This is a genomic window from Aurantivibrio infirmus, from assembly GCF_054767315.1.
The window spans coordinates 393,749-420,147 of sequence record NZ_BAAFSK010000003.1; the positions used below are offsets into that span (position 1 = coordinate 393,749).

Genomic DNA, 26,399 nt, shown 5'->3' on the forward strand with positions numbered 1-26,399 from the left:
CAGCTTTGCGACCGTGTTTCAATTATTTTTTACGACGATCGCGGGGCGGCACTATCGTATAAACGATTTCCGCGACACTATCACTTCGATTAACAAAACGATGTGGGCGTCGTCTCTCAAAATAAAACCCATCACCAAGATGTAATACTTCCGCATTTCCACCGATAGACAACTCAATGGTGCCTATGGTCACATATCCTATCAATTCACCTTTATTAATTAATAGCTCATCACCACTACTTTCGCCTGCAGGGAAGCTCGCGCGAACCATTTCCACAGCCTGATCTTGACCCTTGGTTTTTAATCGCCAGCGTCGAACTGAGTCATCTGATTGCTCCAAAGTTTCCTGCTGGTTAAAAAAAACTTTGATTTGAATATTCAGATCGAGGGAAAAAAAATCTGCCAATGATATTGGCACACCGTCGAGTACTTTTTTAAGGGAGTTAATTGAAGGGCTAACTTGACCATGTTCGATCATTGATATTGCACTATGGGGTACGCCTGAGCGCTTCGCTAATTGACGCTGAGACCAACCATTAAGTTTGCGCAAGACGAGCATGCGCGCGCCAACATCGCTATTCATATCATTTGATTTTCTTAATGCTAAAGAAGCGGACAATATACTGAGAGGACGAGCAAAAAGCGACCATTGCAGAGCAAAAAGTCAAAAAAAAACTGCTCGGTTTTGCCAATTGAAAGAGCCTTTGAGCAAGACTAAATAGTCTCTAGTACCTAGCCTTGCTTAACGACTCACTAGGTCATGTCTTGATAGGGGTTTTCAGCCTCCAACGATACGGCATTCTTAAACCCGGGCACTTTTAATTCGGTAGTACTTAATTCAATTGCTGACTCATCAATCATGTTTTGACCAAAGCCATAAATGGTATCGAATTGTCCTTTACTCGCGCGCTGATCATAAGCAGCCGCCTTCTCACGAACGCCCTCACGCTGTTTTTGATAGGCAGTAAAAGCCTTACTCCCGTAACGCTTCGCCAACATTTTTTCGACAACTTGGGGCGATAACACCGCCGCAGTCGCGTTGTTGCCACCGAAACCTTTTGAATTCAAAAAGGACACCTCGGGAGCTTGCTCAAATTCTTGGTCTTTATTGGATATGCCAAGTCGCTCAGCATAGACGTCATCTGCAACTTCGCTAATGGTTTTGATGCCAGGCAAAATCCCGTGTTTGTATACTCCCAAGGTTGCAACCAACTGGTCTGCACTAGCGGGGCCAATGGAATGTCCGACATAGGCTTTAACCGCCGCCAAAGGCCAGCGTTCAATACCAAAATTTTTCGCAACTTTGTCAAAAATCAACGATTCAGTGACGCGATTTTGTGGTGTTCCCGAACCATGAGCCTGAAGAAAGCTACGCTTTTGAATCGCTTCTTCACCTAGAATTGCTTGTGCTGAAGCAACGCTTTTCGCCAAAGTTATATAGTTACCCGACCCTGGTGCAGATATAGATTTTTTAAAGCCATCCGCATTGATGAAAGCATTGGGAACCGCGCCGTAAATATCAGCGCCAAGTTCAATCGCTAAGGCATCGTCCATAAGCATGATGTACTGCGCCGATTCACCGACAACGAATCCGCAATTTTCTGCAAAGGGCCGACACGCGCGGCGGTAATCCACATGATCGGTCTTATCGAGATAACGAAGATTAGCGTCACTCGCTAAAGCACTCATCGCATTAAAACCTTCGAGGACTTCTGGAGAGATTGCAGCCTCGCTAGCACCCACCAAAACCACACGACGCCGACCGCTTTGAATGTCCTCCATACCTTGACGAAGGGTATATAGAAAGGTCGCACAGGCGCCAACAGCACCACCGGTTGTCCCCACGCTACCCAAAACGTAAGCATTAATGAAATCGCCCGGCATCGTGCTCATGCCCATTGCTAATTGCTTGGAAGAAACACGTCCACCTTTCAGGCGCGTTTGAATTAAACCGATGTTACTAAACTCATCTAGCTGGCTGAGTACGCTGCCGGCGTAAACGCCAATCTCGTCAGGGCGTACCGCGGAAACAACCGTCTGCCAATCAATACCCAAAGAATGCACGGCATCAGAAGCACCGGTAACCGCCATTTGTAACCCACGTGGATGATAGCGAGAATTATAGAGACTGGCAGGGTCAAAACCTGTTGGTAGTTGCCCACCAGACTGCACCGGAAGAGATCGATAACTATCAACCTTACATTCAAAGCCACCCTTCACCTCTACCTTGACGTTACCGTCAACCAACTGTTCAACATGCCAGTTTGCGGGCAGCGGCTCAGGCAATTGCTTACTTAGAGTGGTGAAAGTAAATGACCCGCCGTCGTTCGCTTGCAACGATAAATTCTTGTGCCAGTGAACGGCATCAGCATTGAAATGATGACCTTCAATACGGCGGACGAGAGTAGCCGCTTCAATCGCTTCGCGATATAGCGATCCTACCTGCTGCAATGACAATTGCTTGCCGTCACTATCTTCAAATTTATCGCCGACGCTTTTCACCATGCCGGTGAGCACCGCGAGATCTGCGACGGTTTGATTTGACTGTTGCTCTGACAAGCTTTCCATAATCATTCGGTGATAGCCGTGATGAAACGAACTACGACCAGCCGCATTAAAACCGCCAAAACCAACAATCACAGGTAACTTGCTATTAGACATTAATATTCCGCATCAATTTAATTTCGGCAGGATTGCCAGATCAGGATCGAGACAACGTTGTCGACTAGTGTACGGTGATGCTTAGGTATTTATATTGGCATTCTGGCAATTAAGTGTGGTATTTTGGCCATTTTGTTGTCCACACGCTTTTTCAGATAGCGGCAAGCTTATCAAGCAATAAACACATTATCCGAGGTGAGGATGAACCAGCGCCGAATTCAATTCTTATTGGTAGAGGATATGCTCGCAACTAGCGCTACTTTGCCGGCTGAAATGCTGCTTGCAGCAGAGAGCATTGCACGCGGCAAACGCCACCCTTCTCCCGCACTCAACATTGTTAGAGTCGCGACGCAGCAACGAGCCGTTCGCACCCAAGCTGGCTTCGCCATCAAGCCAGATCGCAAATTACAAAACCCAGAAACTGGCGACATTATTTATGTGCCGGCGTTGTGGCGAAATCCGAGACCTATCGTTTTAAAGAATTACTCTGTGATTGACTGGTTAAAAAAAGCGTCTTTAGCAGGCGCAACGATTGCTGGAGTCGGCACTGGTTGCTGCTTTCTCGCTGAAGCTGGTTTGCTAGATGGAAAACCAGCGACAACACATTGGCATTATTTCGATCGCTTTGAGCAAGATTACCCGAAGGTGAAATTAAAGCGGGATTTTTTTATTACCCAAGCCGACGAAACATACTGTGCGGCAAGTTTGAACTCACTAGCAGATTTAACCGTGCACTTTATCCAAGATATTTTTGGTAAGGATATTGCCCACCAAGTAGAACGGAATTTTTCTCATGAAATTCGCCAACCCTACGAAAGCATGCGTTATTTCGAAGGCAGCACCAATAAACACGCCGATGAGACCGTACTGCAGATTCAAATTTGGCTACAGGATAACTACCAAAAAGAAATTATTCTCGCCGAACTTGCAAAGCAATTTGACATGAGCGTGAGATCTTTTAATAGGCGCTTTAAATTAGCCACGGGGAAATCGCCATTGCAGTACTTACAAGAAATTCGCATGGCAACTGCACGGGATTTACTTCAAGCAAGCAATCTTAACGTTAGTGAAATTGCTTACAATGTCGGCTACCAAGATCTTGGACATTTTTCTGCATTATTTAAAAAACTGTATCACGCCACCCCGCAAGATTACCGCACTACGGTTCGGGCTAAACTGTTCCAACTTTAAGGAAAACCACCCTTAAAGATAAAAAACCTACAAAAAAGGCGCTCGATGAGCGCCTTAACGGATACATTGAATAAGCAATTTTAGATTACCAACAAATCCATAAATTCGTTTACTGGTGTATTTGACAGCTTTTCTGCATCCTTACACAAGGCGAATATTTTTTCACTTCTTGCAGCGGGAAAACGTGTAGCCAGATTATTTTTAAATTTACTTTCCAACAAAGGAATACCGTCTTTACGACGACGGCGGTGACCAATCGGATATTCAACTTCGATTCGATCAGTTGAAGTACCGTCTTTAAAAAACACCTGCAAGGCATTGGCGATAGAACGCTTGTCCGCTTCAAGATATTCTTCGCTGTAGCGCTTGTCTTCAACGATTTCCATTTTCTCACGCAACTCGTCGATCAAAGGATTGGCAGCATGGAAACTATCTTCGTAATTTTCTGCAATAAGATCACCAAAGATTAACGGCACAGCAGTCATGTATTGCAAGCAGTGATCGCGATCCGCCGGATTATTCAACGGACCCACTTTACTAATAATTCGAATGGCCGATTCATGTGTGGTAATGACAATTTTATCAATCTCAGCTAAACGATCTTTTACTAAAGGATGCAATGTAACCGCGGCTTCAGCAGCCGTTTGTGAATGGAATTCAGCGGGGAAAGAAATTTTAAATAATATATTTTCCATCACATAACTTTCGTATGATCGAGTGAACTCTAACTTCTTACCTTTAAAGGACACATCCTGAAAGCCCCAGGTTTTTGCACTTAACACACTGGGATAACCAATTTCACCGCGCATCGTTAAATCGGCCAAGCGTACTCCGCGAGACGTTGCGTCGCCCGCCGCCCAAGATTTTCTCGGCCCAGCGTTTGGCGCATGTCGATAGGTACGCAAACTCGAACCGTCAAGCCACGCGTGCGACAAAGCATCAATGATTTGCTGCTCAGTTCCGCCCATCATATGGGTAATAACGGCAGTCGTTGCAACTCGCACCAACAAGACATGACACAAACCAACACGATTAAAACTATTTTCCAAAGCGATCACACCCTGAATCTCGTGCGCTTTAATCATTGCAGTGAGCACGTCGCGCATGGTTAGGGGTTCTTTACCTGCAGCAATATTTTTCTGCGAAAGATAATCAGCAACGGCTAAAATTCCGCCCAAGTTATCTGAAGGATGTCCCCACTCCGCCGCCAACCAAGTATCGTTGTAGTCCAACCAACGAATAATACAACCGATGTCCCACGCCGCTTTTATTGGATCTAAACGCAATTGCGTACCGGGAACTCGCGCACCGTTTGGCACAACTGTTCCTTCAACAATAGGGCCTAATAATTTTGTACACTCGGGAAAACGCAACGCTAACAAACCGCAACCCAAGGTATCCATTAAGCAATTACGCGCGGTGTCGTAAGCTTCATCTGAATTAATAACATAATTGGCAACATACTTTGCAATATCTACCAATTCTTGATCAGGCGCGGGGCGCTGATTTAAATCTACATTCGCTGACATGACTTACCCTTTCAATAAAAAATAAATTTCTGAGCTAAAAACTTTTAACAATGTAAAGCAACTAACGCTTACTGATATCCACCCATGTTGCGGTTTCAGGGCCTGTGTAATCTGCGCTGGGCCTGATGATTCTATTATTACTACGCTGCTCTTTCACGTGTGCCGCCCAGCCGGTGAGTCGGGACATCACAAATATCGGTGTAAACAATTTGGTGGGAATACCCATGAAATGATAGGCAGAGGCATGAAAGAAATCGGCGTTACAGAATAATTTTTTCTCTCGCCACATTACTTCTTCACAGCGAACCGACACTGGATACAGCACCTTATCTCCAACAAGATCGGCAAGTTGCTCTGACCATTTTTTGATGATGGTATTACGCGGATCTGATTCACGATAAATCGCATGGCCAAAACCCATAATTTTTTCTTTGCGTTCCAACATACCCATAATTTCACGCTCGGCTTCATCAGCAGAACCCCATTGCTGAATCATATCCATGGCCGCCTCATTCGCACCACCATGCAAAGGACCACGCAAGGTGCCGATAGCACCGGTAACACAAGAATGCATATCAGATAGCGTCGAAGCGCAAACTCGCGCCGTAAATGTTGAAGCATTAAACTCATGCTCAGCATACAAAATTAAGGATACGTGCATCACTTGAGTAAAAAGTTCGTCAGGCTTCTTGCCGCTTAACATATGAAGAAAGTGTGCGCCGATACTTTCGTCGTCCGTTTCGGTCTCAATTCTTTTTCCATTATGAGAAAACTGGTACCAATAACAAATAATTGACGGGAATGCGGCAAGCAATCTATCAACAGCATCATCTTGCTGTGAAAAATTTTCTTCAGTTTCTAAATTACCCAACACCGAACAACCGGTGCGCATAACGTCCATTGGATGAGCATCCGCAGGTATACGTTCCAAAATTTCTTTTAAGGGTTGTGGAAGACCGCGCAATGATTTTAGTTTTTTATTGTAGGCATCTAACTCGGCTTGATTCGGCAAGTGTCCGCGAAGCAATAAGTGCGCGACTTCTTCAAATTTTGCCTTTTCAGCAAGTTCGCTGATATCGTAACCGCGATAAGTCAAACCAGTTCCGGTTTTACCAACTGTACACAAAGCGGTTTCTCCAGCCACTTGTCCACGCAAACCTGCGCCACCTACCTTCTTATCTACCATATTGATGCCAACTCCTATGATTAAAAAATTTTTGAACTGAATTTAACAACTTTCTTTATCTAAAAAATACGTTGAGAGACCATTTACTCTTTATTAAAAAGCGCATCGAGTTTTTGTTCGTATTCGTGGTACCCCAGCACGGCATACAACTCTTCACGAGTTTGCATTAAATCAACAACCGCTTTCTGATCACCATCATTTGCAATTGAGCTATAAACATTTAATGCTGCGTTACTCATCGCTCTAAACGCGCTAAGCGGATACAAAACCATCCCAACGCCGGCCCCAGCAAGCTCTTGGCAATTAAATAAAGGGGTTGCACCAAATTCTGTAATGTTCGCTAATACAGGAACGTTAACCGCATCGACAAACTGCCGGTACTGGGAAAGCTCGATCATTGCTTCCGGAAAAATCGCGTCAGCTCCCGCTTCAACACAAGCAATAGCTCTTTCAATTGCTGCCTCCATACCCTCTACGGCTAAAGCATCAGTGCGCGCCATTACGACAAAATCGGCATCCCGCTTGGCGTCAACAGCCGACTTCACTCGATCTACCATTTCTGACTGACTGACAATGGCTTTATTGGGTCGATGACCACAACGTTTCTGTGCGACCTGGTCTTCAATGTGTACTGCTGCCGCTCCAGCTTTTTCCATTTGCTGAATAGCTTTGGCGATATTAAACGCGCCACCCCAGCCAGTATCGATATCCACCAAGAGTGGTAGATCGCAAGCGTCAGTAATCCGCTGTACGTCCGCAACGACGTCGTTCAAGCTGGTAATTCCCAAATCGGGTAAACCATAGCTTGCGTTAGCAACACCACCACCAGACAAATAAATAGCTTGGTGTCCAGCCGTCTTCGCCAACATTGCGCAATAAGCATTGATAGTGCCGACTACTTGCAGCGGCTTATTATTTGCCAATGCTTGGCGAAATTTCTTTCCTGGAGACAGATGATTTGACATAAACTACTCACAACTATTATCTAGACTTATAGGTTTGTATTAAAAGAGCTAGGATAAAGCTCAGCAGAAGGCATAGTGCGAAGATTACGGACGCTATATTAAGCTCAACGGCAAGCTTCAACGCAAACTAATCGGACTCACCACCTTGAATAGCCACTACCGATACCAATATAAGCCATGATAAAGATAGTGCCATTAAAAGAGGCGCAAATTTTATTCGTTTAGACGGCACGAAACAAGGTAATGTTAACCATATTGAAAATAATTCAGCTAAAAATATCATCCAACACTAGAAGATAATAGATAAAATTGTTCAGCCTCAGACTCACTATTGCGAACATATAAAGTAAGCGCAAAAAGTAAAGTCATAATAATTTATAGGTATCTATAACATTAGCTGAACAAAACAGCTTGCCACAAATAAAACAACGGTAACAATAATTGGCAGACTACTGACGCCTGTCAAAGACAATTTTTTAATTTGCATCAATCTGTGCGAAAACAATTCGACTCATTTATCTTTTTAGCTTTAATTTAATTACGAGACTTAGCTATGCGAAACAACTGTATTATTATTGGCGCGAGTCATGCGGCTTGCCAACTTGCTTTTTCACTCAGACAAGAAGGCTGGGAAGGCGGAATACATATCATAGGCGATGAAGATTATCTCCCTTACCAACGCCCGCCGCTTTCAAAAACATACATACTTGGCGAAACAAATGAAGAAGAATTATTGATTCGCCCTGAAAAACTTTATGAAAAACATAACATCAAGGTTAGCTTAGGAACCCGTGTTGGTAAAATTGATCGTAGCGCACAAACAATTACTTTAACAAACAAAGACGTATTACCCTATCACCGTCTCGCCATTTGTACCGGCTCTAGAGTTCGAAAGGTTAAATTAAAAGGAAGCGAACTAGAGGGTGTCCACTATTTACGAGATATTAGTGACGTCAAAAAAATTAAAGCAAGTACTTCCAATGCAAAAAATGCTGTCATCATTGGCGGCGGCTACATCGGTTTAGAGACCGCCGCTTCGTTGCGGAAAAGTGGTTTAGAAGTGACCGTTCTGGAAATGGCCCCACGCGTGCTTGAGCGCGTAACGGCGCCAGAAATTTCAGAGTTTTACACCCGCGTTCACAGCGAGGAAGGTGTGGTGATAAAAACCAACGTTGCGGTTAGCGAAATTACCGGCAGCTCGGGAAAAGTCGAAACAATAGTTTGCTCCGATAATACCGCCTACCCAGCTGATCTTGTCGTCATTGGTATCGGCATCATTCCAAATATCGAGCTAGCAGAAGAAAGCGGCCTCGATATAGACAACGGCATTTCTGTCAATGAGTTTGCACAAACCTCAGACCCATATATCGTGGCGGCCGGCGACTGCACCAATCACCCAAACTCAATTTATGGAAAGCTGAGATTAGAGTCCGTTCCCAATGCGATGGAACAAGCCAAAACAGCCGCCGCTACACTGTGTGGAAAACAAAAACCTTACGATTCTCTACCTTGGTTTTGGTCGGATCAGTTTGATTTAAAATTACAGATCGCTGGCTTAAATCGCGGCTATGATCAAGTTGTCATTCGAGGAGACCAAAAACAGGGTCGAAGTTTCGCGGCATTTTATTTAAAAGACAAAAAATTACTCGCCACGGATTGTATAAACAGGCCGCAAGAATTTATGATCAGCAAGCGTTTAATACCACAACAAAGGGAGATGGACGTGAATAATTTAGAAAATGAAAGCTTTGATCTTAAGGATCTTCTGTAGATTTAATAGTTGAATCAACTACCAGCTCAATTGATAGTTACTCCCACGGCCCGCTCTCTTTTAGTTCCTGACTTAATTTTTGGTTTAACCCTTAGGCACGAAATGGCCCAATAGCGGCAAAAAGTTGCCGCTATTTTTATTTTCTCTATATATATTTCGCGTTCGTCGTCGCTTAACGCCATTATTTGCTTGGCTCGAAGTTTGCTTGATTATATCAAACAAAATTTCAGCCTCATTTAGGATAACGAGTTATGCAGACCGCCAGCGAACAAGAAATAATTAATACTCTCAACACCTTTCTGCAAGCGGGCCGACTGAATGAAGCCCACAAATTTGCGTCAACCAGCATGCCTTATAGTCTCGAAAATGTTGATTTTATAAATCTGCTTTCTACTAGCCTCCAGCAGCTAGGCTTCATCCCCGAATCTAACTCTTTGAAAAGTTTCGCCGATAATTTGCGTAAACACAGAAACAACCAATCTAGAAAAGATACACAAAACTTTCAAATCGCAAACACAGCGGATCACTCAGCGGAGTACAAAATCGATGGTAAAACTTTTGCTTGCGAAAACCCCGTTTGGGATAGACGCGCTATGCTAATCGCGAATAACATCAAACCTGAAGCATCGCTGCTCGATCTTGGCTGTGGGAACATGCTGATTGAAAAATATTTGGTTTCACCTAAAAATTATTTCCCTTGCGATATATCACCAAGAGACGAAAGAACTATCGTCTGTGACTTCGACAAACTCGAATACCCTGACGATCTCGGCGAAGATCATATAATCTGTATGGGAGTGGTTAATTACCTAAAACACCAGACTGAGCTTTTAGATCATATTTGCACTCGACAGAAAAACTTTCATTTCAGTTTTAAGCCGAAAAACCTCATTCAACTAAAAATTAGCGAAGGGATTTTCCCCGAAGCAATGACGTTCGAGCAAGCAGTCGATATCGTTCACAAACATGGGTTTGAAATTAAATATCAATTCATGATGGGGCAAGGTGACGAAATTGTAATTATTGCGAACCTACCAAAACATTAAAAATCGCAAGTAATATGGAGAACCTACTAAATCCGATGTCTTTACTCTAGGCTAATTTAGCAGCTAGAAAAATAAACATTGCCACCTAGGTATACCAACTTAAACCGCCCATCCGGATTTAAAAGCCCGCCGCGAAACGTTCAACAAGAAAACATTTTCCTTCATTTCACGCCTGTAATAAACAAATCAAAAATACTTTTATGTCGAGAGTCAAAGCGCAACTAATTTTTGTGCTTCGATAAAAGCAGAACCGACTTAGTTAAACAGGCCCCGGAAATATTTTTAGTTATTTTTTGTAACGACTTGTTTTGGGAAAGTATTGATTTCCTTCTTATCACTTACTGATAAAAGCTGGAAGAGCACAATCAGGCGGCAAAGAAAGGAAAAACATTTCTTAACCAAACCTACTCCTTCAACGACTGTCCAAATTTTACGTTTACATGTGAAAATAGGATGTTTATTCTCCCTGTCCAAAACCATCATTACCAAAACAATAATTAGCCAACTTCAGCAACTCGCGATGCTATTTATAAATACAAGGAATACAACTCAATGAAGCTTAAGCGGAATACTCCAAGGTCTTTTAAAGTGACCAATACTCAATCCAAGTACTCGCTCTCTCTGCGTAAACTGCTTGGGTACAATCTGATTGCCGCATTGGCCTGCGGCTTGGCAGCGCCATCTTGGGCTCAAGAAGCGTCCGATTGGACTGAACAATTTGCTTGTCCGGCAGGCAAAAGCACTGTCGACACTAGCCAGCAAGTTATCGCCGCTGGTTTTAACGTCGACCAAGATCAAACACGTAGCCTGAGCGCTGAATTAGCGGGAGTCAGCAAAGCTGAGTTGGCCAATCTGGAAATTGCCTGGGCAATCGGATTTCCCGGTCAAGGTAATGGCACCGGCGCCGCAGTGCTTGGTAACACCTTATACGTCAATGGTGGCGAGCGCCTATTGGCCTTAGAGGCAGAAAGTGGTTGCGTGCAATGGAGCATCGAAGCCAATTCACGCAACACTCCTAGCATCGGAGAGTTAAATGGTCGCACTGTGGTTGCCGTCTCTGTCGGCCGTAGTGGCGACATCTTGGTAGTGGACGCTAAAAATGGTGAGAAGATTTGGCAAGCTAATGGCTTAGCGTCAGACAATGGTGGAGCCGTTCGCGGTGGCGTAACGATTTACGACAACAAAGTGATTGTGCCGATTTCCGCTTCCGGTGTCGGCGCAGGTATGCGCTCTAGTTTCGAATGTTGTGTTGGCCATGGCGCAGTGGTCGCCTTGTCGGGTAAAGATGGCAGTAAATTGTGGGAATACCACACCATGCCAACAGCCACATACAACGGACGCGTTTCTTCTCAGGGTGTAAAACAACGTGGCCCCTCGGGCGCCCCGATTTGGTCTTTTCCGATGGTTGATGCCAAGCGTAATCGTGTACTCGTAACCACTGGGGAAAACACCTCTCATCCGGGTACCAACACCTCGGACGCTATCATTGCTATCGATCTCGATACAGGTAAGGAAGCCTGGGTTTTTCAAGCAATGGAATTCGACATTTGGAATATGGCCTGCCGCAGCAGCCAAGAAGATTCTGGTCCCAATTGCCCGTGGAATATTAAAGGCGACAAAGGCACAGGGCGTGATTTTGATTTTGGGGCGGGTGCGATCATCGTCAACGACGTCAATAGCAGAGACTTGGTCTTAGGCGGACAAAAATCCGGAGATGCCTGGGCTTTGGATGCGAATACTGGGGAACTGGTATGGAACATTCGCTTCGGTGAAGGCACAGCACTAGGCGGAGTCCACTGGGGAATCACCACAGATGGTGAGCGCTTATATGTACCTATTAGCGATCCCTTCGTCGGCACTTCACAAACTCCAAAGCCCGGTGTGTATGCAGTGGATTTAAAAACCGGTAAGGAAGTTTGGGCTTACGAAGTAAAAGCCAATTGCGAAGGTCCGCGCGGCGAACTCGTTAACAGTTGCGAATCAAAATATGGTTTTTCTGTCGCACCCTTAACCGTTGATGGCGCCGTCATTGCAGGCACGCTCGGTGGCGAAGTGTTTATTTTAGACGGTGAAAATGGCAAGTTGATTAATCGTATCGATACGATTGGTCCGGTCGAAACAATTAACGACGTCGAAGCCAGCGGCGGCTCAATCGATAGTCACGGAATATCAGCCGGTGCGGGTTTAATTTTAATTAACTCCGGCTACCGAAGCTTCGGCCAAACGGCAGGTAATGCGCTGATCGCATACAGGCCAGCAAGCAAATAATTAAGTTTTTAAGAAAGGGATGAAGAACAATAAAAACCTTACCTTATATTCGACTAGGTATTGGCTGAGTGCTTCATTTTAAAAACGACAAACTAAAGCCCAGGAGATTTCTCTTGGGCTTTTTTGTTTCGAGATCTAATTGATGTTGGTAGTTTCGCATGTCATTTTTAGCGAGCAACTTAATTATTGTATTCTTTGCTGCACCATCAGCTTAAAACCACATCTCAGATGGCACGCTATGATCACAAATCAAAAAATTGTCACGCCATCGTCATTCGTATCTGTATAGAAAATCTTGTTCAGTCGGAATCACAGAACTCAACAAGAGCAACATTTCCAGCTTCCAAATCTTTATATACCCTCAACTCTTTTCATCACAAGCTTGTCTCGGCGATACTCAGGTTGAGCTTCCAACGAATACCGCAATCAGAGCACTCAGCTACCCAGCTCGCATGCGCTTCGCTTTTATAAAGATTTGTTCTGCTTTTACACCTCGGACACCTGAACGTTTTTAGTCTGTAAGCTGAGATGCTAAAGACAGATACAACAATTCCGAAACTTATTAAAACAAATATAATAATTGCCGCGTCACTTTGCGTAAACTTTACCAACAGCATCCCTACAACGAGATTCAAAAAAAAGGCGATAAGTGCTTTCTTGATAGTTCGACTATAGGCTTTACCAAACTCAGGAAAATCTTTTTCAATCATAACTTGTCGATTCCATTTGCCAGCACGCTTACTGCCAATCACCCGTTTAGCTCAGTATTTTTATCAACAAAAAATACTGAGCTATAGCATTAGAGAATGAACTCCAGATATTTTCAAACGGCACCATAAAACAAAAGCTTTTCTCAATCAGGAAAATTTCTCTTTAAGTGCCTGAATCGCAATGGGCAGACGCTGCTGGATACTAGCTTGCAGCGCTTGAATCAAAGGAGCTTGCGAATCAAGCTCAGCGCTCCGACTAAAGTAGGATAGTGAAAATTTGCATGTATTATCCTTCATTGCGTCGAACTTCATCATCATTCGCGGGAGGATTGGCTCCAAATCTCCTTCCATCACAAAAAATCGATTCCTTTCAAATTGTTTAACTTCGATCGTAAGTTTTTGTGGGCCTGTTGGGAAAGACAAGGTTTCTAAATATTGTTTTCCGACTTGATCCTTAGGTAGGTTGTCACTTTCTTTGACATCGATCACCCCAGGAAACCAGTGGATATAGTTTTCCATATCGGTAACGTAATCAAAAAGCGAAGAACTCGAGCAGTTGATCTGCTCTTCAATACTTGCCAATAAAATCATAATTCTTTCCATCCGTTTAATGTTACAGGTCACTTTACTCAAGGATTAGAGTTTCGTATATTGAAATATCAATAACTCAGCTTTTACCAAATGGAAACACCATGACCAAACTCTCCCAATATCGAGTCTTTGTTACTGCCTTTGAGATGGGCGGTGTGAGTGCAGCCGCTGATCAGTTGAACATTTCGCCTTCAGCGGTCAGCAAACAACTTTCCGCATTAGAGAATCACCTTAACGTCACTTTATTCGAAAGATCTAATCGCAACATTAAACCCACTGAACATGGAGTCGCGTTCTACCCTAAGTGCAAAATGATTTTGAATGAAATCCTTGAAGCGGAAGAGTCATTGACAAAGAATAAGAGCAGTGTCGCCGGAATAATTCGTGTTACTTTATCCAAGTCCTTGTTACGAAGCGGCCTAATCGAAAAGTTTTCAGCATTTTCCGACCGGCATTCAGAAGTGCGCTTTAGTCTTCACTTTTCGGAGGATGTTGAGGATTTACACGAATCCGATTTCGATTTTGCGTTTCGTTTGGGACAAATTGAAAAGCAAAGTTCTCTGATTGCAATTTCATTACAGCACGTAACACCAATTTTTTGTGCGACACCAAAGTATCTGAAAAAATTTGGCTCACCAAAAAACTATCCAGATCTAGCTAATCACAGGCTTTGCCATTTTCCGCTTGCTCAGTTATCGCAATCCGTTCGCGATTTTCTTAAAGCCCAGCGATTAGACTTTTCCACCTCGCACCATCATTACGCAGATGATATCGAAGCCATTTATCAGATGGTATCTTCCGATATGTGCATTGGAATGATGCTGGATTGCTCAGTTGCAAAAGAAATATACAATGGTGATTTAATTGAAGTACTTCAGGACAAAAGACCACCGTCAAAGAAATTGCACCTTTTGTTTCGAAAAAGTCACAGCAATTCACACCGCAATCTAAAATTTAAGGAATTCATCAAGAACGCCTACAAATAAATTACTATTATCTCTTCGTGAAAACCCGTTGGCAGGAGAAGTTAAGGAAAGTGACTGCGACCAAGCAAGCTTTCCAAATATTAAAGGCACACCATTTAAATTTTTTGTCTAATTTATCTAGAAATCTTATTCATAAAACTGTAACAAAACACTGGTATATATTAATTTGACGGCTTTTCTGCAAAGAGTAAATATCATGGAATTCGTTTTGAGAATAATAAAAATTTCGATCATCATTGCCTTGCCAATATGCACCACCGCCTGCTCAACAAGCCTTAGTCATACGTCAAGTAACAAGTCGATTTACTTGATTGGAATTACCAGAAACCCAGAAATCAGTGTATGTCGGCCTGAAGAACAATGTAATACCAAACTGGCCTTATCTCACGAACAGTATACGACGACTGAAACAATCACTATCGTTGACTAAACGTTGTAAAATTTCCCAGAATCTCAGGCAACAATAATTCAAATCATTTCAGCTGCGCTCTTAAGGTACAGGAACAATCTCCTCCCCTTCACTTAAACCGGAAATAATTTCTGTTTGCTGCCTTTCAGTATCGACCCTCCCCACCTTTACGAATCGCTGTTGAGAAACGCCTTCACTCAATACCCAAACGACATTGAGCTGTCCTGCAGTGGCCAAGTAACGGTTGGGAATCGATATCCTTTGTTGTTCTCCACTGGGCAACAGCAATCTTGCGTACATACCGGGCAATAAATTATCAGCTGCTTGCACTCGCACCTTAACCAAAAAACTGCGCGACCCCGGGCTGGCAGCAGGCACCAACTCTTCGATCTCGCCCTGCAAACTTTTTTTCAAACTTGGAATTTCCACACCAACTTGTCGACCGACCTCTAAGGTCAAGGCTAATTGTTCGCGCACTTGCGCCTCTACGCGTAAAGCCAAAGGATTATAAAGAGACAAAAGGGTAACACCTGGCGTTGCTGTATTTCCCGGCTCAGCAAAACGGTCAACGATACGCCCAGCGATAGGAGCGCGAATTTCCGTATAACTGACACCGGTCTGCGCTTCTTGCAGAGCAAGTTGTGCAGATGACAATTCAGCTGTTAACGAATCATGTATAGCGCGAATTTTGTCAAAATCAGAAGCGGCAATAGAACCATCGTCAACGAGCTTTTTCGCCCTCTCTAAATTCGCACTCGCTTCCACTAAACGCGCTTCAATAACTTTAATTTGTTCCTGTGATTGCTGTGCACGCGAGACTAAATCGTTTTTTTCCAATTCAATCAATAATTGCCCTTCATTAACATTGTCTCCAGCACGCGCATTGATCGCAATAATTCGAGCAATCAAACGCGATGAGATTAAGGTTGTTTGTTTTGCTGCAACAGCGGCGGGAACTGATTCGATAATTGGTTCGTTGCTCGCCATTACAGTGAACGCTTCAGTATTGTTTGTCGGCACGATAGCATCCAACCCTGGCGCCACTTTGCGATTAAAGAATCCCGCCATCCATGCTATGGCAATTAATAGCACTAGAATGGCGACACTTGCCGAAAGTATTTTTTTGCTCGCTTTGTTCATAGGGCTTGCTCTTTAGGTTTAATTTCTGTCGATTTCTCAAAAATCAGAAGATAAACAACGGGTACTAACACCAAGGTAAATAAAGTTGAAGCGACAATGCCAAAAATAATTGCCAATGCCAAACCGCTAAACACTGGGTCGAGAGTAATAATTAAATTCCCTAATAATGTTGTTCCCGCGGTTAACAAGACTGGTCGCATCCTCACCGAGCCCGCGATTAAAAGTGCGTCTGTAATTGTTGCGCCTCGGTCGCGAGCCTGAGCAATAAACTCCACTAAGATTAACGAATTGCGCACCACAATCCCAGCCAACGCGATCATGCCGATCATCGCAGTTGCGGTAAATAATATTGGATCGGGTGCACCAGCGATGACTCGCTCCCCGAATAAGTTTAGCAACCAAAAACCCGGCATAATGCCGATAATGGTTAAGGGGATGGAAGACATAATAATGAGCGACAATACAGACGATTGCGTTTGTACCCGCAGCACCATGAAAATCGCTAGTAAGGCGAAAGCAAAAGCGATTCCCATATCGCGAAACACATCCACGGTAATTCGCCACTCACCTTCACCGTGCCACTTAATATCTATACCCTGCTCTACTTGCCAATAATCATCCCCACCACTAAAAAGATAATTCCTATTTTGCCAATCACTGAATTCACTCGCGGGTAAAATCTCTGAGCTGGCAATGCGGTCTGCATGAACATCCGCAATGACTTCGGCGGGTGTGCGACCCGACAATTCCGCAGTTACATAAACGACGGGTTTTAAATCTTTATGATGAATAGCTCGGTCCACTTCTCCCCATTCAAACTCACCCAACTCACCCAAAGCAACAAGTGGTTGCGGCGCTGCATCAATGCCCGTGAGGCTAGTCGTTTTCGCCACATTGGGTCGGCCTTTAACGTGTAAACGCTCTAGATCATTAATAGATAAACGCTGTTCCGGCGGCAAGCGTAATTCTATCGGCAAGGGCTTCGCTTCTCGCTCTTCCTGAAAATAACTGGCAACAAAACCATTATTGGCGATCGTTAAAGCGGAACTAATATCGCTTGTGGAAATGCCAGACAGTGCCGCTTTTTGTTTATCGCTTACAAAACGTAAGCGCGGGGCCGATGCTTCAACACTTGAATCAATTTCTACAACATGCGGCTCACGAGACAATCGTGCCATTAACGTTTCAGCGGCATTTTGTTGTTGCTCATATGAAACCAAACGTCCACCGTAAATTTCCGCTACTAATGTGCTAAGTACTGGTGGCCCGGGGGGCACTTCGATAACTTTTATTTGCACGCCATCTACCTGATGAGTTTGCAATAATTGACGCAAACGCAACACGACGGCGTGGCTTTGATGCTGACGCTGGGACTTATCCAACAAAGTTAAACGCAGATCTGCCAAGTAAGGTTGCTGCCGCTGATAATAGCGTCGCACCATACCGTTGAAATCAATGGGCGATGGTGTTCCAACAAATGCTGCGATTGCATTAACTTCAGGAACTCGACTCAAGGTCGCACTGATTGTTTTGGCGACGGCAGCGGTTTGCTCAAGGCTACTTGATTCCGGCATGTCGATTAGCACTTGAATTTCATTTTTATTATCGAAGGGCAAAAGTTTTAATGGCACCAAACGAAATAATGGCAAAGCTGCTGCCACCAAAAATAATCCAATCACCAGCCAAAGAATTAATTTGGCTTTGCCACGATCTTCTAATACCGACCCCATCCAACGACCGTAAGCGCTATGTTGATATTCATTTTCAGAATGATTTTCTGCTGTATTCGTATCCGGCTTGAGCAGCCACCGAGCTAACCAAGGTGTTACTAAAAACGCAACAACCGTGCTGGTAATAACGCTCACGGGCACATTGAAAGCCATCGGTGCCATGTAGGGTCCCATCATGCCGGTGATAAAAGCTAAGGGTACAAATGCCAACACGATGGTGACAGTGGACATCACTAAGGGAGTTTTTATTTCCGACATAGCGGCGACAATTTTGTCTTGCAAAGTCCAATCGGATTTCGACAGTTTTTTATCATTAAGATAGCGGGAGATATTATCGACGCCAGTGATGGGATCATCGACCAACAAACCCAACGCGAGAATCAATGCAAACAGAGTGACGCGATTAATGGTGTAGCCAAAGGCCATGTCGAGAGCGAGTGTAATGCCGTAACAAATTGGCAAAGCTAATGCGATTACCGAGGCGGAACGCCAACCTAAAAATACACCGATAAAAATTACGATAGTGAAAATCGCAAAGCCTAAACTTTGCACCAAGTTATTTACTTTTTCATCGGCGGTCTCACCATAATCACGTAACACCTCGACCTGTATTTCTGGCGGCAATAGTTCTCTTTTTAATTGCGCGACGAGTTCATGTACGTCATTAGCGACGTTGACTGCATTACTCCCACGTTGTTTTGCAATACTAAGAGCCACCATCGGATAATTAGTGTTTGTCGGCTTTTCGACTGTCGCGAACTGAGGGTGATGCTGGGTAAATTCGATCCAAGTATAGCTATCTGCTTCTGCGGGACCATCGACAATGTCAGTCACATCGCGTAAATAAACAGCCTCGCCATCAATGATATTCACCACCAGATTTTGTAACTCATCCAGTGAACGAATAAATTCACCACTTTCCAATACAATGGATTGATTTTGTAAAGTCCAACGACCATTTTGCTGTAACACGTTAGAAACTTGTAAAGCACTAACGACTTCACCAACGGTGGTTTTGCGCGCTGCTAAACTTTCCGGATCGATTAGCAAACGAATCGTACGCGGCCGACCACCTACGATATTCACCTCACTGGTGCGATCAATACTTTGTAAATAAGTCGACACCTCTTCTGCTAAGCGTCGTAATTCGAAATCACTGTAGCGATCAGGATTCTTACTCCACAGTGCCAACATCACAATCGGCACATCATCCACTTCTACGGGCTTGACCAACCAATTGCTTACCACCGGGGGAATCTTGTCTTGATTGGAATAAAGTTTGTTATAAGTATTAAGGATTGAATCTTCGCGATCTTCGCCAACATAAAAACGTAAAGTCGCTGAGGCTTGTCCGCTAACCGAGGTGGAATAAACATGCTCAACACCAGGAATTTGGGCCAACAACTTTTCTAATGGTGTTGTCACCTGACGCTCCACCTGTTTAGCACTTAAACCCGGCGCGTTAACTAAGACGTCCACCATGGGTACAACTATTTGTGGCTCCTCCTCCCGAGGCGTTAACTGCAATGCGATCACCCCTAAAGCAATAGCGACAACAAACATCACCATGGGTAATCCACCAGTTAGTGCATAGCGAACAACTCTTTCAATCATTTTGCTTGCCTGCCTTTTTATTCATCGACACAAAAAATCGAATACAAGGTGTTTAATAAAATGGATACTCGTTCGTCTGCCAAACTATAAAAAATAGTTTGCGATTCTCGCCGAGTCGCGACGAGACCTGCATCGCGCAAAACAGAAAGATGCTGAGACAAGGCTGATTGACTCAATGGCACCTCCTCATTTAACTCACTCACGCTCCTGCCACCATCCAGCAGCGAACATAAAATCATTAGACGATTACTATTAGCAACCGACTTGAGAAAGGATTCAGCCTCAGCTGCGTTCTTAACTATTTGATCTTTATCAAATTTTGTCTTCATTTAAGCTTTTTCCGCGAATTTGGCTTGCAACTATATTAGATATCCATATATTAGTAAATACTAATTTAGAAAGAAGTGAACTAACGGGTTATTTTGGAGGCCTTATGAACATCAATGAGTGGTTACGTTTAATCGCCGGAACAGTAGTACTGGTATCTATTATTCTAGCCGTCACAACCAGTAGCTATTGGTTGCTATTAAGCGGTTTCGTGGCAATAAATTTGATTCAATCGGCATTCACAAAGTGGTGCCCAATGATGAGTATTTTAAAGAGACTGCACGTACGCGAAGTGTAAATTACTCCTGCATTTTCGGCATACGAGCACCATGGAGGGTGTAAATCAAACGAGACGCAGTACCGGTTTCCGTCACTATGTAGATAGTGCGCAGGTTTTCAACACGAATACGCTTAAAAAAAGGATTGATAAAATTGGAGCGGGAAACGAGGTTCGAACTCGCGACCTCAACCTTGGCAAGGTTGCGCTCTACCAACTGAGCTATTCCCGCTTTGTAGGAAGGATACTACTGCCATCCTGGCGATACTTTTGTGTTCTAAATTACCACCTGCCTCAACGTCCTGTTTCGGCGTAAATCAATAATCAACTGAGCTATTCCCTCAGTTGAAAGGCTTGGCAATATACCATAGCTAAGTGTTTTAGCTAAAACCGCCATAAACCTTTATAAAAAGTGGCGTCCCCTAGGGGGTTCGAACCCCTGTTACCGCCGTGAAAGGGCGGTGTCCTAGGCCTCTAGACGAAGGGGACCCAGAAATCTGACGATTTGGCCTGTCAGAAGAGCAGCGCATTCTAAGTATCAAGCCTACCTCTGTCAACTCCTTTCCTTTACTTCCTCAAATACCGTAAAACCCACAAAAACAAGGACTTAAGAGCCAAAAGGCCCTTTAAAGCGCATTCACAAGGGGAAAAAATACAACAATAGGAGTGGCATTCAAATAATCAACAGGTGCTGTATGGCCCAGCTACACGGAAACCACTTCCAGAATGTGGAAAATCCAATCGATTTCTTTTCAAACCTCGCTAAATATCAGGCGTTAAGGGTCGATAGCAAGTTTAAGAACACCCAATTTAATCGTGTCGAGCTTCTCCCAACGCTAGTTGAAAGAGGGAGATCCTAGACCACTAAGATCGCAGTTAACAATGTCTTCGATATTTTTGATCATACTACTCGCCGTCTTCGCGCTAGCGCTCGTGATATATTCGGCGGTATCACAATACCTTGAAAGCAAACGCCAACAGCAGCAACACCACTCAAAAATTCTAAAGATTCGCTACAGCAACTTAGCGAAAATGCTCACCGGGTTTCCGCAAAAATTCTTAACCAAAGAACTGATTATTTTTAGCTACCACTGCCTTATAGAAACCTGCCGGCAATTATCCTTAGTCGAAACCAAAGGCGGTAGTTATGCACTTGAAAGCCGACAATTAGCGAAGCAATTACTAGAATTTGAAAACAAATCTTTGACCAGAACCAAAGTCCCGTTGACCAACTTGAAGATCATCCAACAAGCTCGATTCCACCTTCAGGAACTGCATAAAATCATTGAAAAGCGGCGAGAAAAAAAATTACTCAGCACAGCACAGGCACGAATTTACTTTGAACAAATTCAAACCCTAATGCTACAACTTTCGACTGATGCATATGTCATTTCCGCGATCGATTCTGAAAACGAAAACAACCCAAAGCTAAGCGCGCATTATTACGCACTGGCCTTGAAATTATTGGAAGGAAAAAAACTCGACGACTACCTTTTAGAACGACAACAAAACTTCAGGAATAAATTGAAAAGCATCGAGACGAACTTTGATGTATAGATGTTCTGCATTACTCTTGTATCGTATTCAAAAAATCTTTCTGAAACGCGATAATCCGCTTCGCATTTGCTCCGAAATCACCCTGCCCCACTCGCGAAGAACTCCGCAGATCTACTCTACTCCCTTCGCTCGTCTTTGATACTCGAATGACGACATCATCGGTAAACCCAAAAAAGCTAGTTTTCTCTATTGCTTCAATCACCAGTGAATCGTCATCTTTAGCCACTATTTCCCAACCACGCCGCTCGGCAATATTTATGGCTCTATTAAAGGCCTCCTCCGGCATCAAAGCTGTAGTAATAGCAGCAATCTCAGGGTAAGCGTTTTTTTGTATCGTAACTAAAGACTCGCTATCGTAATCGGTGCTATTTTCTTCGCTTGTCCGCAACCCGGAGGCGTGTTGAAAAACTGGCGGATTGTCAAAGTCAGTCGTTATGTCGTGGATTAAGGGTGCAGAAAAACCACTTGGACCAACGACAATGACTATGACCGCAATCGGTGTAAAACCTATAACGATTGCTTTTATTGCGTTCGCACGAAAACTCTGAAACTTTGACGACAAAGAGAAACCGAGAACAAATAAACCCAACACTCCGAGAATAACAATCAACAACAAGCTTAATGTAAAACCTAAGAATGCGAGGCTAAACGGTAGGATCGAAAACTTATTGCCTAACATAAACAATAAAACTGCTATAAATAGAAACAATTGCGCCTTTAAAACCTTGCGCAACCAATTTTTCTTAATCTCACTCATATTTTTACCTTACAATTAAATATTTATCGCGATGGGGAGTTACCCTGCCGCATATGAAAGTATTCTGCTGATTTCGCAATACCGCCGACCAGATTCATCTACCCAACGATTAAAAGCATCCTGAACTTTATTGAGATCTCGTTGTGAGGTCGGTTTTTTATCTACGACCTCTTCCATAATCAACATCTTCACCACGTCGTCAGTTAATACGAAAGTGTCTTTGCCTATCATGCGTAAAAAGTAAGATCCTGAATTACCGCCCAGCTGAGAACCTTCCGCTTTTAGTTGTTTCCACAACCCGACAATATTTGAACTTGGCCAATCACTTATAAAATTCGCAAAGCTCCTGTAAGCTTTCATTTTATCAACAACCATAACTGCATTTTTTCGGACAGACTTGATTTTCCCAAAATGTCGAATGATTGATTTATCTTGCATAAGCTTCTCTAATGCTTCATCACTCATCATCGAAACCTTGTAGGGATCAAAACCGAAAAATACTTTTTCGAACGCGGGCCATTTATTATCAACCATCGAATGTTTTAAGCCCGCTCGAAAAACCCGGCGACTCATTGTCGACAAATATCGGTCATCCTTGATTACAGCCAATTCTTTATCGCTTTTTGCTGCTGGCAAATTATCTTCCACGCCAGCTTCGCCGACTTTTTTGATCACCGCATCGGCGTAGATCGCTTTGAACTTTCTCATTTTTCCTCAAGTTTTAACGAAGCCGAGTTTATGCAGTAACGCATACCTGTTGGGTTGGGGCCATCAGGGAACACATGGCCAAGATGGCAGCCACATTTCGCACACAACACTTCGGTTCTCTCCATGCCGTGACTCTGATCGGTTTTCTCTGCAATATTTTCAGTGGCCAAGGGCTGATAGAAACTTGGCCAACCTGAGCCAGAATCATACTTGGTCTCTGACGAAAACAAAGGCGTCGCACAACAGCGGCAAAGGTACTCACCTGGGGTTTTTGTCTCCCAATACTCCCCAGTGAATGCTGGCTCGGTTCCTTGTTTTCGGCAAATACGATATTGATCTTCGGTTAATTTGTCTTGCCAATAGGCATCGTCTTTAATTGAGTTATCTGACATAATCCGCTTCCTATATTTGTAGTGGAATAGACTCTACCAAGGTAAGCAAAAAATACCAGCGCTTTTGAGGCACTGACTTTAAAACCAAAAATCATTAACTATTGGCACAAACGTGAAAAATAAACCCGCTCTTGAAAAATCATCCAAACTTAATGGCGTTTGCTATGAGATTAGAGGCCAAAGCCTAGAGAAGGCTGATCGTCTTGAAGAAGAAGGCCATAAAATTTTAAAGCTCAACACCGGCAACCCAGGTGCCTTTGGCTTTGACGCGCCTGATGAAATTATTGCTGATGTTATTTACAACTTGCGTGGCGCACAAGCCTATACACATTCCAAAGGCTTGTTCGCTGCACGCAAAGCCATCATGCAAGAATGCCAACAGATGAACATCCCTAACGTTGAGATTGAAGATATCTATCTCGGCAACGGTGTCAGCGAACTCATTTTAATGTCTATGCAAGGGCTCATTAATGATGGTGACGAAGTATTAGTGCCGGCGCCTGATTACCCACTGTGGACAGCAGCAATTACTTTAGCCGGCGGAAAAGCTGTCCACTATATGTGTGACGAAGAATCTGATTGGTACCCAGACCTCGATGACATCGCCAGCAAAGTGACGGACAAAACCCGCGGCATCGTCGTGATCAATCCAAACAATCCGACCGGTGCTGTTTACAGTCAAGACTTGCTTGAAAGAATCGTTGAAATTGCTCGCCAAAAAGATTTGATTATTTTTGCCGATGAAATTTATAGCAAAATTCTTTATGACGACGCGAAGTTCACCCCCCTCGCTCGTCTAGCGCAAGATTTAATTTGCGTCAGCTTTAACGGCTTATCGAAATCATACCGCCTAGCCGGATTCAGATCCGGCTGGATGGTTATCAGCGGGGCAAAACATCGCGCAAAAAATTACATTGAGGGAATCGACATTCTTGCAACCATGCGACTGTGTGCAAATGTCCCGGCAATGTATGCAGTACAAACCGCCCTCGGTGGTTATCAAAGTGTAAACGAACTGTTAGTGAATGGCGGCAGGCTTTATGAGCAACGTAATTTAGCCTACGACATAATCACCAGTATTCCCGGTGTCTCTTGTGTAAAACCAAAAGGTGCGATTTATTTATTTCCGAAGATAGATTTGAATGTACACAAGATAAAAGACGATGAGCAGATGGTTGCTGATTTCTTAGAAGCTGAGAGAATTTTATTAGTTCAAGGAACCGGTTTTAACTGGCCCAAGCCTGATCATTTTAGAGTGGTATTTTTACCAAGAACAGATGAGCTGGGGCCCGCAATGGAAAAATTTGGTAGGTTTCTCGACCAATACTCTCAGTAAGCAGAATAACTACAGCAATTAAAAATTGTCTATTCTAAGGGGTAAGACGAAATTTATTTTTTCTTACCCGCTTTCTAAGCCGCTGTTTTAAACACCTCGATTCACTCTACCAAAGTAAAACCCAAGGTCTTCAAAGCGCCTTCAATGGGCTGATTTGGCTCCAACAGCTTCACCCGAAATTTCTGAAACTCTCTACGCATTGGGTATTGTTTTCGTAAGGAATCAAATAACTTACCCATATCTTTTTTCCCATCAAACAATTCACTATCATAAGCCTGCCGAAAATGTTCGCTATCTTGGCGAACATTGTAAACACTATGAATCGCCTCACCAATTGCTTCCAAAAAATTTCTTTTTGTTAAACGAACACAATTATCACTAACAGGCTCTTCTAAGTTTGCAAGTTTTCGTTCGGGCTCTTTCTCCAAAAACTGACACAAACGTTTATAAATCATTTCTGTGCCTTTTACTTTTCCATCATAACTATGGCCAGCGATATGAGGTGTAGCAAGGTCAACACGCTCGAATAATTTCTGAGAAATATTGGGCTCTCCTTCCCAGACATCTAACACGACTTTCAAATCTTCACGACGCTCAAGAACTGACAACAACGCATCATTGTCGACAACCGCTCCTCGCCCGGCACTAATTAACACGGCGTCTTTGGCTAGACTTTCGAGCTGTGATCGACCGAGCAAATGAAAACTCGGAAACTCGCCGCTATAAGTAAGCGGCGCATGACAGCAAACGATCTCAGACTGTAAAACCTCGTCCAATTCACATAGATCAGCCGTCGAACCAGGATTTAAAAAAGGATCGTAACTACGGCAACTCACCCCTAAACTCGTCATTTTCTTATACAACAAGCCACCAACATGACCGCGCCCGATTATTCCGACAGTGCTGCCCCGCCAATCGCGACCTAAAGCAACCAAACTACTGAATACGTACTCCACTACCGATTCCGCATTGCAACCCGGCGCACTGAAAAATTGTATTCCAAATTCATCCATTGCGGCCTTATCAAAGTGATCGTCGCCCGCAGTGCAAGTGCCCACAAATTTAACATTAGAGTTGGCTAATAGCTCTTTGGTGATACGAACCGTAGACCTTACGATCAACGCATCCGCTTGTTCAGTGACTGAAGGGCTTAAATCCCGCGCTGAAACCAAAGACACATCACCTAAATGTGAAAAAAATTCGCGAGCCAAAGGGGCGTTTTCATCAACAACAATCTTCATCTTTTAT

Annotated in this window: 22 protein-coding genes and 2 tRNA genes; 9 read left to right on the forward strand and 15 right to left on the reverse strand. The window is 43.7% G+C overall.

Going from position 1 to position 26,399, the window contains the following annotated elements; translation table 11 throughout:
* Positions 1–22: 22 nt before the first annotated feature.
* On the reverse strand, positions 23–583 hold the full coding sequence (locus tag ACYUCY_RS08485; protein ID WP_460226036.1) for a helix-turn-helix domain-containing protein: 561 nt from the start codon (positions 581–583) through the stop codon (positions 23–25).
* 170 nt (positions 584–753) lie between these two features.
* A complete protein-coding gene (locus ACYUCY_RS08490) occupies positions 754–2,661 on the reverse strand; it encodes a beta-ketoacyl synthase (RefSeq protein ID WP_460226037.1) in 1,908 nt (635 codons plus the stop codon).
* A gap of 201 nt (positions 2,662–2,862) precedes the next feature.
* Here ACYUCY_RS08490 and ACYUCY_RS08495 point away from each other — a divergent pair, with 201 nt between their 5' ends.
* Positions 2,863–3,852, forward strand: a complete 990-nt coding sequence (locus tag ACYUCY_RS08495; RefSeq protein WP_460226038.1) for a GlxA family transcriptional regulator — start codon at positions 2,863–2,865, stop codon at positions 3,850–3,852.
* 80 nt (positions 3,853–3,932) lie between these two features.
* On the opposite strand, the gene prpD is transcribed toward ACYUCY_RS08495, so the two are convergent.
* From prpD to prpB, 3 genes are all read right to left on the reverse strand, one after another.
* A complete protein-coding gene (gene prpD / locus ACYUCY_RS08500; RefSeq protein WP_460226039.1) occupies positions 3,933–5,381 on the reverse strand; it encodes a 2-methylcitrate dehydratase in 1,449 nt (482 codons plus the stop codon).
* A 61-nt stretch (positions 5,382–5,442) separates the two neighbouring features.
* Positions 5,443–6,567, reverse strand: a complete 1,125-nt coding sequence (gene prpC, locus ACYUCY_RS08505) for a bifunctional 2-methylcitrate synthase/citrate synthase (protein ID WP_460226040.1) — start codon at positions 6,565–6,567, stop codon at positions 5,443–5,445.
* Positions 6,568–6,650: 83 nt separating this feature from the next.
* On the reverse strand, positions 6,651–7,532 hold the full coding sequence (prpB, locus tag ACYUCY_RS08510; protein ID WP_460226041.1) for a methylisocitrate lyase: 882 nt from the start codon (positions 7,530–7,532) through the stop codon (positions 6,651–6,653).
* A gap of 553 nt (positions 7,533–8,085) precedes the next feature.
* On the opposite strand from prpB, the gene ACYUCY_RS08515 reads away from it, so the two are divergent.
* The 3 genes from ACYUCY_RS08515 (at position 8,086) to ACYUCY_RS08525 (ending at position 12,617) form a co-directional block, all read left to right on the forward strand.
* Positions 8,086–9,303: an NAD(P)/FAD-dependent oxidoreductase gene (locus tag ACYUCY_RS08515; protein ID WP_460226042.1), complete on the forward strand. Its 1,218-nt coding sequence runs from the start codon at positions 8,086–8,088 to the stop codon at positions 9,301–9,303.
* 251 nt (positions 9,304–9,554) lie between these two features.
* The gene (locus tag ACYUCY_RS08520) at positions 9,555–10,349 is read left to right on the forward strand and encodes a methyltransferase domain-containing protein (RefSeq protein WP_460226043.1); all 795 of its coding nucleotides are present in this window, start codon (positions 9,555–9,557) and stop codon (positions 10,347–10,349) included.
* Positions 10,350–10,901: 552 nt separating this feature from the next.
* A complete protein-coding gene (locus tag ACYUCY_RS08525; protein ID WP_460226044.1) occupies positions 10,902–12,617 on the forward strand; it encodes an outer membrane protein assembly factor BamB family protein in 1,716 nt (571 codons plus the stop codon).
* Positions 12,618–13,474: 857 nt separating this feature from the next.
* Here ACYUCY_RS08525 and ACYUCY_RS08530 read toward each other — a convergent pair.
* On the reverse strand, positions 13,475–13,918 hold the full coding sequence (locus ACYUCY_RS08530) for an SRPBCC family protein (protein WP_460226045.1): 444 nt from the start codon (positions 13,916–13,918) through the stop codon (positions 13,475–13,477).
* Between the two features lie 101 nt (positions 13,919–14,019).
* On the opposite strand from ACYUCY_RS08530, the gene ACYUCY_RS08535 reads away from it, so the two are divergent.
* Together ACYUCY_RS08535 and ACYUCY_RS08540 are read left to right on the forward strand one after the other, a co-directional pair.
* A complete protein-coding gene (locus ACYUCY_RS08535; protein WP_460226046.1) occupies positions 14,020–14,904 on the forward strand; it encodes a LysR family transcriptional regulator in 885 nt (294 codons plus the stop codon).
* Between the two features lie 196 nt (positions 14,905–15,100).
* Positions 15,101–15,334, forward strand: coding sequence for a hypothetical protein (locus ACYUCY_RS08540; protein WP_460226047.1), 234 nt, complete (start codon positions 15,101–15,103; stop codon positions 15,332–15,334).
* A 60-nt stretch (positions 15,335–15,394) separates the two neighbouring features.
* Here the strand turns inward: ACYUCY_RS08540 and ACYUCY_RS08545 are convergent, their stop codons facing one another.
* From ACYUCY_RS08545 to ACYUCY_RS08555, 3 genes are read right to left on the reverse strand one after another with little or no spacing between them, the layout of a single operon-like run.
* Positions 15,395–16,453, reverse strand: coding sequence for an efflux RND transporter periplasmic adaptor subunit (locus tag ACYUCY_RS08545; protein ID WP_460226048.1), 1,059 nt, complete (start codon positions 16,451–16,453; stop codon positions 15,395–15,397).
* Positions 16,450–19,797 (reverse strand): efflux RND transporter permease subunit, encoded by a 3,348-nt coding sequence (locus tag ACYUCY_RS08550; RefSeq protein WP_460226049.1) that lies wholly within the window; start codon positions 19,795–19,797, stop codon positions 16,450–16,452. The genes ACYUCY_RS08545 and ACYUCY_RS08550 overlap by 4 nt, the downstream gene beginning before the upstream one ends.
* A gap of 17 nt (positions 19,798–19,814) precedes the next feature.
* Positions 19,815–20,126 carry an ArsR/SmtB family transcription factor gene (locus ACYUCY_RS08555; protein ID WP_460226050.1) on the reverse strand — a complete coding sequence of 104 codons (312 nt, stop codon included), beginning with the start codon at positions 20,124–20,126 and terminating at the stop codon, positions 19,815–19,817.
* A gap of 104 nt (positions 20,127–20,230) precedes the next feature.
* Between ACYUCY_RS08555 and ACYUCY_RS08560 the strand changes: the two genes are divergently transcribed.
* Complete coding sequence (locus tag ACYUCY_RS08560) at positions 20,231–20,422, forward strand: YgaP family membrane protein (protein WP_460226051.1); 192 nt, start codon at positions 20,231–20,233, stop codon at positions 20,420–20,422.
* A gap of 135 nt (positions 20,423–20,557) precedes the next feature.
* On the opposite strand, the gene ACYUCY_RS08565 is transcribed toward ACYUCY_RS08560, so the two are convergent.
* Together ACYUCY_RS08565 and ACYUCY_RS08570 are read right to left on the reverse strand one after the other, a co-directional pair.
* Positions 20,558–20,633: transfer RNA gene (locus ACYUCY_RS08565), tRNA-Gly, on the reverse strand.
* 181 nt (positions 20,634–20,814) lie between these two features.
* Positions 20,815–20,890: transfer RNA gene (locus ACYUCY_RS08570), tRNA-Glu, on the reverse strand.
* A 393-nt stretch (positions 20,891–21,283) separates the two neighbouring features.
* Here ACYUCY_RS08570 and ACYUCY_RS08575 point away from each other — a divergent pair.
* Positions 21,284–21,958: a hypothetical protein gene (locus tag ACYUCY_RS08575; protein ID WP_460226052.1), complete on the forward strand. Its 675-nt coding sequence runs from the start codon at positions 21,284–21,286 to the stop codon at positions 21,956–21,958.
* 10 nt (positions 21,959–21,968) lie between these two features.
* Here ACYUCY_RS08575 and ACYUCY_RS08580 read toward each other — a convergent pair whose 3' ends face one another.
* From ACYUCY_RS08580 to msrB, 3 genes are read right to left on the reverse strand one after another with little or no spacing between them, the layout of a single operon-like run.
* Positions 21,969–22,715 carry a DUF1499 domain-containing protein gene (locus ACYUCY_RS08580; RefSeq protein WP_460226053.1) on the reverse strand — a complete coding sequence of 249 codons (747 nt, stop codon included), beginning with the start codon at positions 22,713–22,715 and terminating at the stop codon, positions 21,969–21,971.
* A 39-nt stretch (positions 22,716–22,754) separates the two neighbouring features.
* Complete coding sequence (locus ACYUCY_RS08585; RefSeq protein WP_460226054.1) at positions 22,755–23,423, reverse strand: DNA-3-methyladenine glycosylase I; 669 nt, start codon at positions 23,421–23,423, stop codon at positions 22,755–22,757.
* On the reverse strand, positions 23,420–23,815 hold the full coding sequence (gene msrB / locus ACYUCY_RS08590; RefSeq protein WP_460226055.1) for a peptide-methionine (R)-S-oxide reductase MsrB: 396 nt from the start codon (positions 23,813–23,815) through the stop codon (positions 23,420–23,422). Before msrB ends, ACYUCY_RS08585 begins: the two co-directional genes overlap by 4 nt.
* 112 nt (positions 23,816–23,927) lie before the next feature.
* Between msrB and ACYUCY_RS08595 the strand changes: the two genes are divergently transcribed.
* Positions 23,928–25,151 carry a pyridoxal phosphate-dependent aminotransferase gene (locus tag ACYUCY_RS08595; RefSeq protein ID WP_460226056.1) on the forward strand — a complete coding sequence of 408 codons (1,224 nt, stop codon included), beginning with the start codon at positions 23,928–23,930 and terminating at the stop codon, positions 25,149–25,151.
* 101 nt (positions 25,152–25,252) lie between these two features.
* Here ACYUCY_RS08595 and ACYUCY_RS08600 read toward each other — a convergent pair whose 3' ends face one another.
* Positions 25,253–26,392 (reverse strand): 4-phosphoerythronate dehydrogenase, encoded by a 1,140-nt coding sequence (locus tag ACYUCY_RS08600; protein ID WP_460226057.1) that lies wholly within the window; start codon positions 26,390–26,392, stop codon positions 25,253–25,255.
* Positions 26,393–26,399: the final 7 nt, after the last annotated feature.